This window comes from Virgibacillus sp. Bac330 (assembly GCF_003667845.1).
Classification (GTDB): domain Bacteria; phylum Bacillota; class Bacilli; order Bacillales; family Amphibacillaceae; genus Virgibacillus; species Virgibacillus chiguensis.
The window spans coordinates 2,038,689-2,052,275 of the sequence record NZ_CP033048.1 but is presented as its reverse complement, the minus strand read 5'-3'; the positions used below and the strand labels follow the sequence as shown (position 1 = coordinate 2,052,275).

Annotated in this window: 14 protein-coding genes; all 14 read left to right on the top strand. The window is 35.1% G+C overall.

Features of this window, described 5'->3' with window-relative positions:
- The first annotated feature begins 24 nt into the window (after positions 1-24).
- Positions 25-1,089 carry a stage V sporulation protein E gene (gene spoVE / locus D9780_RS09590; protein WP_073005716.1) on the top strand — a complete coding sequence of 355 codons (1,065 nt, stop codon included), beginning with the start codon at positions 25-27 and terminating at the stop codon, positions 1,087-1,089.
- 405 nt (positions 1,090-1,494) lie between these two features.
- Positions 1,495-2,277, top strand: coding sequence for a cell division protein FtsQ/DivIB (locus tag D9780_RS09585; protein WP_121639948.1), 783 nt, complete (start codon positions 1,495-1,497; stop codon positions 2,275-2,277).
- A 703-nt stretch (positions 2,278-2,980) separates the two neighbouring features.
- A complete protein-coding gene (gene ftsA / locus D9780_RS09580; RefSeq protein ID WP_073005257.1) occupies positions 2,981-4,261 on the top strand; it encodes a cell division protein FtsA in 1,281 nt (426 codons plus the stop codon).
- A gap of 112 nt (positions 4,262-4,373) precedes the next feature.
- Positions 4,374-5,528 (top strand): cell division protein FtsZ, encoded by a 1,155-nt coding sequence (gene ftsZ / locus D9780_RS09575; protein WP_121639947.1) that lies wholly within the window; start codon positions 4,374-4,376, stop codon positions 5,526-5,528.
- A 752-nt stretch (positions 5,529-6,280) separates the two neighbouring features.
- Entirely contained in the window at positions 6,281-7,201 is a 921-nt protein-coding gene (gene spoIIGA, locus D9780_RS09570) for a sigma-E processing peptidase SpoIIGA (RefSeq protein ID WP_121639946.1), read from the top strand.
- Positions 7,202-7,215: 14 nt separating this feature from the next.
- Positions 7,216-7,935: an RNA polymerase sporulation sigma factor SigE gene (sigE, locus tag D9780_RS09565; protein ID WP_073005714.1), complete on the top strand. Its 720-nt coding sequence runs from the start codon at positions 7,216-7,218 to the stop codon at positions 7,933-7,935.
- Positions 7,936-8,059: 124 nt separating this feature from the next.
- Positions 8,060-8,842 carry an RNA polymerase sporulation sigma factor SigG gene (gene sigG, locus D9780_RS09560; RefSeq protein WP_073005252.1) on the top strand — a complete coding sequence of 261 codons (783 nt, stop codon included), beginning with the start codon at positions 8,060-8,062 and terminating at the stop codon, positions 8,840-8,842.
- A gap of 414 nt (positions 8,843-9,256) precedes the next feature.
- Positions 9,257-9,523: a YlmC/YmxH family sporulation protein gene (locus D9780_RS09555; RefSeq protein WP_073005250.1), complete on the top strand. Its 267-nt coding sequence runs from the start codon at positions 9,257-9,259 to the stop codon at positions 9,521-9,523.
- Positions 9,524-9,723: 200 nt separating this feature from the next.
- Positions 9,724-10,554 carry a peptidoglycan editing factor PgeF gene (gene pgeF, locus D9780_RS09550; protein WP_121639945.1) on the top strand — a complete coding sequence of 277 codons (831 nt, stop codon included), beginning with the start codon at positions 9,724-9,726 and terminating at the stop codon, positions 10,552-10,554.
- Between the two features lie 6 nt (positions 10,555-10,560).
- On the top strand, positions 10,561-11,229 hold the full coding sequence (locus D9780_RS09545; RefSeq protein ID WP_121639944.1) for a YggS family pyridoxal phosphate-dependent enzyme: 669 nt from the start codon (positions 10,561-10,563) through the stop codon (positions 11,227-11,229).
- 4 nt (positions 11,230-11,233) lie between these two features.
- Complete coding sequence (locus D9780_RS09540) at positions 11,234-11,659, top strand: cell division protein SepF (protein WP_073005244.1); 426 nt, start codon at positions 11,234-11,236, stop codon at positions 11,657-11,659.
- 7 nt (positions 11,660-11,666) lie between these two features.
- A complete protein-coding gene (locus tag D9780_RS09535) occupies positions 11,667-11,930 on the top strand; it encodes a YggT family protein (protein ID WP_073005242.1) in 264 nt (87 codons plus the stop codon).
- A gap of 88 nt (positions 11,931-12,018) precedes the next feature.
- Positions 12,019-12,798 (top strand): YlmH family RNA-binding protein, encoded by a 780-nt coding sequence (locus tag D9780_RS09530; protein WP_371413721.1) that lies wholly within the window; start codon positions 12,019-12,021, stop codon positions 12,796-12,798.
- Positions 12,799-13,059: 261 nt separating this feature from the next.
- Positions 13,060-13,563, top strand: coding sequence for a DivIVA domain-containing protein (locus tag D9780_RS09525; protein ID WP_073005238.1), 504 nt, complete (start codon positions 13,060-13,062; stop codon positions 13,561-13,563).
- Positions 13,564-13,587 lie beyond the last annotated feature (24 nt).

Sequence of the window (13,587 nt, the reverse complement as noted above, 5' to 3'; positions counted from 1 at the left end):
AATGCTTCACCAGATTATATTTTAATGGGAGTTATTATTGGGTTGCTCGTAATTGGTGTTGTAATGGTTTATAGTTCATCTTACGTTTGGTCAGCGTATAAGTTTTCTGATTCCCTTTATTATGTAAAACGACAACTGTTATTCGCGGGTACTGGAGTAATAGCTATGTTGCTTATTATGAATGTTCCTTATACAACATGGAAAAAGTATGCGAAGTTGATTTTACTAGTTTGTTTCTGTTTATTATTTCTTGTTTTAATACCTGGCATTGGTATGGTAAGGGGAGGAGCGCAAAGTTGGATTGGAATTGGGGCATTTAGTATTCAACCGTCCGAATTTATGAAATTAGGTTTGATTATTTTCCTAGCTTCCCACTTAGCCAAGTATCAAAAATATATTACATCGCTTAAAAAGGGTTTTTTACCTTCGATTCTATTAATATTTACTGCTTTTGGTTTAATTATGTTACAGCCGGATTTAGGAACAGGTATGGTATTAGTATTAACTTGTATGGTGATGGTCTTTACTGCAGGAGCTAGATTATCTCATTTTTTTGGTTTAGGAGCTCTAGGGTTAGTGGGTTTTGTTGGTTTGATTGCTTCTGCGCCATATAGAATTAGTAGGATTACAGCTTTTTTGAACCCATGGGAGGATCCACTCGGAGATGGTTTTCAAATTATTCAATCATTATATGCGATCGGTCCAGGTGGTTTATTAGGGTTAGGATTTGGTAATAGTTTACAAAAATATTTTTATTTGCCAGAGCCCCAAACGGATTTTATCTTTGCTATCTTGGGTGAAGAATTAGGATTTATTGGCGGTACGGTTGTGATTTTATTATTTCTTTTGTTATTTTGGAGAGGAATCAAAATATCTTTAGAAGCACCAGATAGTTTTGCCCGTCTATTAGCCTTAGGCATCGTGTCCATGCTAGCAATCCAAGCAATGATTAATATTAGTGTTGTCATTGGGCTAATTCCTGTAACTGGAATTACTTTACCATTTTTGAGTTATGGAGGATCTTCCTTAACATTAATTCTTTGCTCTGCAGGTATTTTGTTAAATATTAGTAAGTATACAAAAATATAAACATGTCATCCTTCACCCTAAATCTATCATAGTAATAACTTGTTAATATATGGTACGCATATGCATGAAGACATATTATTAAGAAACCTCAGATGATTACATTTGGGGTTTTTATGTATATTATAGGAAACGATAAAATTTAGCGTTATAGTACATGCCAAGTTTTTTCTAAGTTTAAAATAGCATAAAAGGGGTAACGCTACAATGCAGGAATAAAATATGTAAGTTCTCCGGTAGTATTTTTTGGACTATAGCAGGACAAGATATTGAAATAAAAAACTTTACAATTCCCTAAGTCTCACTACATTTTTCCATGGATTATATGATATACTCATAGTAACAAGTTGAAATGGCATGTACATGCCATTTCTTGTTGTTAATTTAGGGATAAAGGAAGAAATAGAGATGGCTCAGAAGAAAGTCGTTTCAATTGAAGATCGAATTCCAAAATTAAAACAAGCAAGGAAAAAAAAGGCAAACCGCAGGCTGTTATTTTACCTGTCTATTTTTTTCATTTTAATTTCAATTATTGTTTATTTACAATCGCCGTTAAGTTATATACGTACGATTCAAGTAGAGGGCAATTCTTTTTTACAGGATAATGAAATTGTAAAGCAAGCGAATTTAACCGATAATAAAAACATATGGACAATTGATACTGATGCGGTAGAGTCGATATTAAATGATAGCCCAATTATTGCTTCTGCAAAGGTAAGTAGAAAATTACCTTGGACCGTTTCCATCACGGTTGAAGAATACGAACTTGTTGGCTACACACAAAAAGAATCGACTTACTATCCAGTATTAGGTAATGGAACAACACTTCAAAGTATGGCAAAAAAAACGTATAATGGAGATGCTCCACTATTAAAGGGATTTAATAAGGAAACGTATTTACATAGGTTAACGAATGAAATGGAAAAACTACCTGAAACGATTCGAAATCTAATTTCGGAAGTGCATTGGACACCAGAAAAAGATAATAACGATAAGATGCGGTTATATATGAATGATGGTTTTATCGTTGATGCCCGCATTCCAAACTTCGCTGATAGTATGGAAATATACCCTTCCATCGTGTCACAACTAGATGAAGAAAGTGAAGGAATTATTCATATTGGGGTTGGTGCATATTTCGAGTCATTTCACAATGGAAAGAAGGGACAAGAGGCTGAGAAGGGGGATTAGCGTTTTGTTTTTGCAATAAGAAACCATCATTTAAGGGTTCTTAACTTAAGAAGAATGTTTCTCAGTCAAGTGTTTTATAAAATTATCCTTTTTTATAAATCAATTTTTTCTAAACGACATATTTTGAATCTGTTTTACGAATAATTATATTGGCGTTTCTTATACGATTAAAAAATGTAGCGAACTTTATATTTTAGCATCCAAGAATAAGGAACTTAACATCTTCATTTTTGTTCATAAATGAAGAATAGGAGAAAAAAAGAGTCAGTTAAAATAGTGTTTAAATGTTGTTTGGTTTATTCAATTACTATGAAGTGATGCTTTTGTATATTAGAGTTCTCAAGCAGCTTAGAGATAAGTTATAGTGTATTTTTCATTTACAATCCATTTGTACGGCTGCCAATACTTCATTGCAATGGATAACTGCCTTATTAGAAAAACATGACTTTAAAGCCGTCGTTTTGCTTAAACCATAAATTCTAGAAATCATTACTTTCCTATAGTGTAAAAAAAGTACTAAAAAATAAAGGGAATTACTAGTTTTATGTGGAATAAATTTATATATTACGTTTTGTGCGTGTATTATAGGAAATGATAAATCTAAGAACAATACATCTGTCGCTAAAAAAGTATAGTAGATAAAAATATATTATGGAGAGAAGTTTGCTTTTGTGCAGCTTTTGAATTTGGGAGGTGCCTTGTTTTGAACAACAGTGATATTTTAGTAAGCCTAGATATAGGTACATCAAAAATAAAAGTAATTATCGGTGAAGTTTTAAATGATTCATTAAATATTATTGGTGTAGGTACTGCTAAATCGAATGGTATGAAAAAAGGAGCTATCATAGATATAGATCAAACGGTACATTCCATTCGTAATGCGGTAGAACAAGCAGAAAGAATGGTTGGTATGAAAATTGAACGCGTAGTTGTAGGAGTGAATGGGAATCACATTCAATTGCAACCATGCCACGGAGTTGTAGCAGTTCAAAGCGAAAATCGTGAAATAACGGATGAAGATGTTACAAGGGTAATTGATGGTGCGCAAGTAATGTCTATTCCTCCAGAAAGAGAAATCATTGATGTGATTCCTAAACAATTTATTGTCGATGGGTTAGATGAAATTAATGATCCTAGAGGGATGATTGGTGTACGTTTAGAAATGGAAGGGACTATCATTACTTGTTCAAAAACTATTTTGCACAATATCTTAAAATGTGTAGAACGTGCTAACCTCGAAGTAGCGGACATCTGCCTTCAACCGCTTGCCGCCGGAACAATTGCTTTATCGAAAGATGAAAAAAGCATGGGAGTCGCTTTAATAGATGTAGGCGGCGGTTGCTCCACAGTTTCCATCTTCGAAAATGACCATCTGGTTTCATCTAGTGTTATACAATTAGGCGGAAACAATATCACAAAAGATCTATCCATTGGATTACGTACGTCGACAGAAGAAGCTGAAGATGTAAAATTAAATTTTGGACATGCATTCTATGATGATGCATTGGAGGAAGAAGTATTCGATGTATCTATTATCGGTAGTAATTCTAAGCAAACGTCGAATCAATTAGAAATAGCAGATATAATTGAGGCAAGGATGGAAGAAATTTACGCCTTTGCTGAGAAAGAGATACGACAAATGGGTTATCAGGAATTACCTGGGGGTTATGTATTAACTGGTGGAACGATGGCAATGCCTGGTGTGCTTGAGTTGGCTGAAGACGTATTTCGTTCTAATGTTCGAATTGCTATCCCCGATTACATAGGTGTGCGGGAGCCACAATTCACTCCAGGCGTTGGTATCTTGCAATTTGCTTATTGGAATGCGAAAATACAGGGAAAAGATTTATTTCCAACTGTTATGTCACAAGATCCAGACGCTCAACCAAAACGTATAAAGAAACAAGCGAAAGCAAATGAAACGAAAGAACCAAAGAAAAAAGAAGCTAAAATTGCTAATTTGTTTAAGTATTTTTTTGATTAAAGTAGATCCTTTCTTTTATTATATGAAAGTTTTCTATTAATATACGAAAAATAACCTCTATTCAATTAGCTTATAGAACGTTTGTAATTTTGCACATTAGGAGGAACGAACTATGTTAGAATTTGATATGAATATGGAAGAATTAGCTACAATAAAAGTAATTGGAGTAGGTGGCGGAGGTAACAATGCTGTCAATCGTATGATTGAGCATGGTGTAGAAGGTGTAGAATTTATAGCAGTAAATACAGATGCGCAAGCATTGAACCTTTCTAAAGCTGAATTAAAGATTCAAATAGGCGAAAAATTGACAAGAGGTTTGGGTGCTGGAGCTAATCCAGAAGTTGGAAAAAAAGCAGCTGAAGAAAGTAAAGAGCAGCTGGAAGAAGTTTTACAAGGTGCAGATATGATCTTCGTTACTGCTGGTATGGGTGGGGGAACGGGAACAGGTGCAGCACCTGTTATAGCACAAATTGCTAAAGATTTGGGTGCCTTAACAGTCGGTGTAGTTACTCGACCATTTTCCTTTGAAGGAAGAAGACGCTCCACCCAAGCTATTTCGGGGATCGATGCGTTAAAAGGAAGCGTTGATACGCTAATTGTCATTCCAAACGACCGTTTGTTGGAAATAGTAGATAAAAATACACCGATGTTGGAGGCTTTCCGTGAAGCTGATAATGTATTACGTCAAGGTGTACAAGGCATATCTGATTTAATTGCCAAACCAGGGTTAATTAACGTCGATTTTGCTGACGTCAAAACAATTATGTATGATAAAGGTTCTGCTTTAATGGGAATTGGAGTCGCAACAGGTGAAACTCGAGCGACAGAAGCAGCTAAAAAAGCTATATCTTCACCATTACTTGAAACTTCCATCGATGGTGCACATGGTATTTTAATGAACATTACCGGTGGAACAAATTTAAGTTTATATGAAGTGCAAGAAGCTGCGGACTTAGTGACTTCTGCTGCAGATAATGAAGTGAACGTAATATTTGGTTCTGTTATTAATGAGAATTTAAAAGACGAAATTATAGTCACTGTAATTGCTACAGGTTTTGATGAATCTGTTCAAAAATCAGAACAACCTGCTAGACAGCAACGATCTGCACAGCAACAACATGCATCGACGCGTACACATGATACAGTTTCAAGAAGGGAAAGAGAAAGAGAGCCTGAACCTCAACAGCAACAGCGCCCTGCTCAAGAAGAGGATACATTAGATATTCCCACCTTCTTGCGAAACCGAAACCGAAATAGAAACCGTTAAAAGTGAAAAATAGTCCAAAAAAATCTTAGGGATATTCCCTAAGATTTTTTTAGGTTTATAGGAAATTATAATAGCAGCTGTGGACAACTTACTAATTTATTTAGCTACGTCCGGCTCCAGCGCCCAGCAATTAGGCGAATTCACGCCATTGCCCTACGCTAAGTCATCATCGGTTCGTTCTAAATAGGAAGGCCGACTAAAGACGGGCTTGCCGCCCTACGCCGGCATACTCCTGTTGCAGGAGCATGATTCCTAAAACTTTCGTTGATTCGTTCCACTCGCTACGTTGCTGAACGGGCGCCGAGCCTTTGTGCTATGTAGTATAAAAGAAAAAACAAAGGTTTTCTAACAATAGGAAGTTCTTTACATCTACAATTGGCATAAAATGAAGCTATACACATAAATGACAAACCTTCTAATAACTCGAGAAAATTAGTCAAATATACGATACAGAATATGACAGACTTTTCTTGTCTGCTTCGCTATACTATAATCACTATAATTTAACTCGCCTATAAGGTGCTGTAAGTCTTCTGCTTCAAGAATTGAAGATGTGAGATGAACAAGTCTAAACGGGCGGGACATAACAGCCTAGTTTACCGATTTTTTCAAAGGCCTTTATGTCCTATTCTTGGGCTACTAACAATCTGTGGGGAAAAGAAATCTTCACGAATTGAAGCTTTACTTTATGGCAAGCTTTTACTATTAAAAGCTAGAAAATGATGATTCCTGATAATTGAAGGGAAGTCAATATGACTATTTACTTGGATGCAGTTTGGGCGTTGAACTTTTTATTGGATTTTATGCTGCTAATGCTTACTCAAGCATTGGCTAGAGATGATACGAAAAAGCTTCGTTTAGCTATTGGAGCGTTCGTTGCATCCTTGACCGTACCTATTTCTATCTATTTTCCTGAATCTATTGCTACTAGTGTACCAGGGAAAATAGTAGCATCTGCTATTATTATTGTTGTTGCCTTTGGCTACAGAAATAAGTATCGATGGGTAAAGCTATTTGCATTATTTTACTTTGTAAGCTTTTCGATAGGAGGTGGTTTAACGGCTATCCACTTTTTACTCCAACAGCCATTTCATATGCATACAAATGGCTTTTTAACGTATAACAGTGGTTTCGGTGATCCGATAAGTTGGTTGTTTATAGTAATTGGTTTTCCAATAGTGTGGCTGTTTACAAAATTCCGTTTGGACAAGCACGTACAAGAAAAAATTCGTTATGACCAAATTTTACCAGTAACTATTGAAATGAAAGGAAAAAGTTATTCAACAACAGGATTTATTGATAGTGGAAATCAATTAACCGATCCAATCACTAAAAAACCAGTTGTCCTATGTGATGAAGTTTTTTTAAAGCAATGGTTTTCTGAACAGACTTGGGCCGATCTCGAGCGTTGCTATCATACTTTTCAAATGGAAGCATTACCAGCGGAGTGGGAGAAATATTTACAAATAGTACCTTATCAAGGTGTAGAAGGAAATAATATGTTTCTATTTACGCTACGTCCCGAACGAATCATTATTTACTATGAAGAAGAACGAATTACAACAAGAAAAGCGTTAATCGGGATTCAGTTTGGAGAATTAACAAAAGATGCAAGTTATCATTGTTTATTACATCCGAGAATGATTCAAACATCTACCATTCATAGTGCATAAAGGAGAGATAAATGTTGAGAATTTCTAAATTGCGTCTTCGTTTATGGTGGCTTAAATTATTAGTAAAGCTACGTATAAAATCAGAAGAGATTTATTACATTGGTGGTAGTGAAGCACTCCCTCCACCTTTGTCTAAAGAGGAGGAGCAGGAATTATTAGCTTTATTGCCTAAAGGGGATAAATCGGCTAGAGCCATCTTAATAGAGCGTAATTTGCGTTTAGTTGTTTATATAGCTAGAAAATTTGAAAACACGGGAATTAATATTGAAGATTTAATTAGCATAGGTACAATCGGTCTTATTAAAGCTGTTAATACCTTTAACCCAGAAAAAAAGATAAAATTGGCAACGTATGCATCGCGCTGTATTGAAAATGAAATTCTCATGTATTTACGACGAAATAATAAATTAAAATCAGAAGTTTCTTTTGATGAGCCATTAAATATAGATTGGGACGGAAATGAATTATTGCTTTCTGATGTTTTAGGGACGGATGAAGATATTATAACCCGAGATTTAGAAACGAATGTAGATAAACATTTGTTAAAAAACGCCTTATCACAGCTTAACCCTCGTGAAAAACAAATTATGGAATTGCGTTTTGGACTCATTGGTGAAGAAGAAAAAACACAAAAAGATGTAGCCAATATGTTAGGAATTTCCCAATCCTATATATCTCGGTTGGAGAAAAAAATAATTCGACGATTAAAAAAAGAATTTAATAAAATGGTTTAACCTTGTGCTGGTAAGTTTTCATGTTTTTTTCATCATGATTTTAAGATAACGCATTGCATAAAAACCCTCTATTACGGAGATACTGTCCATGAACAGCATCACCAACTGGGAGGGTTGAACATAAATGACGAGACATAAGGTTGAAATATGTGGTGTTGATACATCCAAATTACCCGTATTAAAGAACGAAGAAATGCGGAAGCTGTTTAAAAGAATGCAGGAGGAAGATGATTTAGCTGCTCGTGAAGAGTTGGTAAATGGAAATCTAAGACTAGTTCTAAGTGTAATACAGCGGTTTAACAATCGAGGAGAATACGTTGATGATTTATTTCAAGTAGGCTGCATCGGATTAATGAAATCCATTGATAATTTTGATTTATCCCATAATGTTAGATTTTCCACTTATGCTGTTCCGATGATTATTGGGGAAATCAGAAGATACTTACGAGATAATAATCCTATTCGTGTATCAAGATCCTTACGTGATATTGCGTATAAAGCATTGCAGGTGAGAGAAAATTTAATAAGCAAGACTTCAAAAGAACCAACTCCAATGGAAATAGCAGCAGAATTGGGGATTCCCCACGGAGAAGTCGTTTTTGCTTTAGATGCGATTCAAGACCCTGTATCTTTGTTTGAACCAATATATAATGATGGTGGGGATCCTATCTATGTCATGGACCAAATAAGTGATGACAAGGAAAAAGATTCCACCTGGTTGGACAAATTATCTTTAAAGGAAGGGATGCACCAATTAAATGATCGAGAAAAAATGATTTTAAACAAGCGCTTTTTTCAAGGAAAGACGCAAATGGAAGTTGCTGATGAAATAGGAATCTCACAAGCCCAAGTGTCTCGGTTGGAAAAGGCAGCTATTAAACAAATGAACAATGAAATGTTTGAATAGAACTGTTCTGTTCTTTTAGCGAGAATGAGGTTTCGAACTGTGATGATTTGTTAGTTCAAAAGAAAGGTTTAACCCAAAAGTCCTCCTCATCAATTTGAACATTCTGCTGTTGACGCGATTTAACGATGCTCATTATCAGCTTATGAAGGGGCTTGCGGTAACTTTATAATATTAAAAAAGTAGAAGAAGAGATAACTTGAGCTCTCTTCTATTTTTTGTATGATATAGCTTTTTCCCTAAAGGCTTGGCAATAAACCAATTCTTTCTCAAGTGGTAGATTTCATTCTCATTCAGTAATAAATGTATAGATTTAAATAAGAAATAAAGAAAGAATGCATTGATTTAGCATATATATAAATATCAGAGGTTGTTCAAAGAACTGATGAAAAAAAGCATGTTGAGAGAGGTGGAAAGATGGTTAGGTTATCGGAACTGCAAGTGAAAGAGGTTATTATTATGGATAGCGGAAGGAAACTTGGTCATATACATGATTTAGAAATAGATACAAAGTTGGGGAAAATAGCTGCTATTATTGTTATTCCAAGGGATAAGAAAAGCGGTCTATTTGGAAAATCGGAGGAGTTAGTGATTGACTGGCAACAAATAATTCGGATCGGTACCGATGTTATTCTTGTAAAAGAAGCGGAAAAGCCAGCATTATATTATAATTCAAGCACATAAACTTAAAATAGAAAACGTTTTTCTTGCACTATAGGAAAGTACAAGATTTTTGGTTATAGTATAAGAAAAAAGCTTTTTCCATAAGACTTGGCAACAAGCCAAGTTTTTTAACCCCTTCATACAGTTAAAATAACATAAGACGTTAAAAAATAATTGCAATGTATGATAAAATATGATCAGGACTTATAGGAGGTGCTGTATTGAGCGACGTCTTTCATTCATTGCAAACAACGTATTTACATATAGAGAAATGGCAACGATTAAACAAAAAAATTGTAGCTGGATTTACAACTAAAAAAGCTGGTGTTAGTGATGGGAGCTATTCTTCCTTAAATGTCGGCTTCCATGTAGACGATTTGTCAAAGAATGTATTATTGAATAGGGAACGTATTGCACGTCATGTTCAATTTCCTTTGGAGAACTGGGTATGTGGCGAGCAAGTACATCAAACGAATATTCATTTTGTTCAACCATCAGATAAGGGAAAAGGGGCTCAAAATTATCATTCTGCCATAAAGGGAGTTGACGGTCTCATTACTAATCACTCTAATATCATGTTAACGGCTTTTTTTGCAGACTGTGTCCCACTATATTTTTATGATCCTGTAACATCTTTTATTGGAATTGCTCATGCTGGATGGAAAGGAACGGTCCACCAAATGGCCAAGCATATGGTCGAAAAGTTACAACGATATGGAGTTGAGATAGAAAATTTACTTGTTACCGTAGGACCATGCATTTCGAAAATGTGTTATGAAGTGGATGCACATGTAGTAAAACAAATCCCCACCATGTTTAAAGCGAACGTAGTGGATACAAAAGCAGGAAACCGTTACTTTTTAGATTTGAAACAATTAAATGTGGATATCCTTTTACAAGCAGGGGTATTACGTAATAATATAGATGTAACAAATTACTGCACATATCGCGATGAAACACTTTTTTTCTCACATCGCAGAGATCATGGGAAAACAGGGCGAATGTTAGGTTTTATTGGCTTTTTACCATGGCTACATGAGGGGAGAGAATAAGAAACAATGGACGTAGCAAGCAATTTACAAACAATTCAGAAGAATATTGCGCATGCTTGTCAGGCATGTCAGCGAAAAAAAGAGGATATTACCATCATAGCAGTGACGAAATATGTTACAATAGAGCGAACTGAAGAAACGCTACAAGCAGGGATTACGGATTTGGGAGAAAACCGTTTGGAAGGCTTTTTAGAAAAATATAACCATTTCCATGATCGAGCGAATTGGCATTTCATTGGAACGTTACAGTCAAGAAAAGTGAAAGATGTCATTAACCATATTGATGTATTGCATTCGTTAGATCGGATTTCTTTAGCGAAAGAAATTGAGAAACGGGCTAATAAACAGATTGACTGCTTTATTCAAGTAAACGTTAGTGGAGAAGAATCAAAACATGGTGTACGTCCTGAAGCATTATTCTCCTTTATTGAAAAATTAAAAACGTATTCCAAAATACGGGTAATTGGTTTAATGACTATGGCGCCACATATTAAAGATGAGGCAAGATTGAGAAGTATTTTTCGTCATTTAGCTACATTACGCAATGACATTCACATGCAAAATTTGATACACGCTCCTTGTAACTTTTTGTCTATGGGGATGAGTAATGATTATACAATTGCTGTGGAAGAAGGTGCTACTCACATACGAGTTGGTACAAATTTAGTGGGGTGAGGTAATGAGTATAAAAAATAAGCTGAAGAATTATTTCACAATGGAAGATGAATATGAATACGAATATGTAGATGCTGACCAGTTTGAAGCTGAGCAAGCACTACCAAAAGAAAAACATAAAAACGTAGTAAATCTTACAAGTGTAAATAATCCAACTTCTAAAGTTGTTTTATGTGAGCCAAGAACGTATAGCGAGGCACAGGAAATTGCTGATAATATTGTGAACCGTCGTGCAGTGGTAATTAATTTACAACGCATGGAGAACCAACAGGCAATGCGCATCGTCGATTTTTTAAGTGGAACGGTGTATGCTGTTAACGGGGACATTCAAAAACTCGGAGCTAAAACATTCTTATGTACGCCTGATAATGTGAATGTTACTGGTTCCATTACAGATACACTTGAAGAAGAATACGGTAAAGGATGGTAATGGATACATGCAAGAAATTTTTCAAATAATAAATATGGCTTTTACGGTTTATACATTTGCATTAATTATTTATATATTCATGTCCTGGTTTCCAGGCGCTCGTGAATCGGCATTCGGTGAAGTTTTGACTAAAATTTGTGAACCATATTTAGAAGTGTTTCGTAAATTTATACCACCACTTGGAATGATAGATCTTTCTCCCATTGTTGCGATCATTGTTTTAAAATTTGCTCAAGGTGGTTTACAGCAATTGTATTGGATGTTAATTTAAGCGTACTTGAAATGGTGAATGTAACCTGAAAGTGGAAATGCGACTGTTTTTTGTGAACTATTTTTATGATATTTGTTTAGGAGTTTCGATGATGGAATTATATCAACATTTTCGTAAAGAGGAAGAAGCTTTTATTGATCAGATTCTGTCTTGGAAAGAGCAAGTAGAACGAACGTATCAACCTAAGTTGACTAACTTCCTTGATCCTCGAGAGCAACAGCTAGTTACCATGCTTATTTCAACGAAGGATAGTGATGTTAACCTGCTGTTTAATGGTGGGTATAAATTTGCGGAGCGCAAGCGGGCTGTGATTGCTCCATTATATGAAGATATACAAGCAGTGGATACGGGATTAACCTTACTTGAAGGTCATTTTCCAGACAAATTCATACATTTATCCCATCGCGATGTAATGGGAGCTTGCCTGTCGCTCGGCTTAAAACGGCAGATACTAGGGGATATTGTTGTAGACAATGGGCTTGTTCAATTGGTAGTTGCTTCAGAAATAGCCCTTTATGTAAAGTCTCACTTAACTAAGATAAAGCATGCCTCTGTTAAGTTGGAAGAACGCCCCTTAAATGAATGGAACATAAGAGAACCTATTTGGCTGGAACAAGAAACAACTGTTTCTTCATTAAGACTCGATGTTGTGGTGAAGGAAGCTTATCGCTTATCGAGAAAAGAAGCGACTGAATATATTAAAAAGCTATTGGTTAAAGTAAATTATAAACTTGTAGATGATGTGTCATTTACGCTCCAAGCAGGAGATGTCCTTTCATTGCGGGGAAAAGGCAGGAGTAAATTAGTACATGTGCGAGGCCGATCAAAAAAAGACAAGCAAAAAATTACATTAGCACGATTAAAATGAGATACAAACTCTTGATTTCTATGTAAGATGTTATGCTAAATCCTTTTATTATGCCATTAAATATAGAAATAAGTGTAGCTTTCTATAAAATTTTGCAGGAATTAAGTAGTTTTTGTTGAAATGAATAGTGTATAATAAACATTAGTGAACGAAAGATCATGGATGAAGTGAAGTTCAATTTTTATTTGAACAAACCGTTATTATAGCAATGTACATTGTGTGAATGGTAAATGAGATATAGTAAAATAGGAGGTGGCAATTGTGCCATTAACACCACTCGATATTCATAACAAAGAATTCACTAAAAAGTGGAAAGGTTATGATGAAGATGAAGTAAATGAATTTCTTGATCAAGTGATAAAAGATTATGAAATGGTAATAAGAGAAAAAAACGATCTGCAAGAACAAGTAAATCAATTGAATCAAAAAATAGGTCATTTTACCAACATTGAGGAGACGCTTAATAAATCTATTCTAATTGCGCAAGAAACCGCAGAAGAACTAAAAGGAAATGCTTCAAAAGAATCTAAGTTGATTATTAAAGAGGCAGAAAAAAATGCAGATCGAATTATTAATGAGGCGTTAACAAAGTCTCGTCGTATTTCTATGGATGTAGAAGAATTAAAAAAACAGGCAAAAGTATTTCGAACCCGTCTGAAAATGCTTGTAGAAGCGCAGTTAGATATGATTGAAACAGATGATTGGGATCAATTATTTGATGCAGAGCTAGGAGAGGATCTTGAATTGGAAGAAAGCGAAACGTAAATCTTGACGATTTTTTAATTTTTA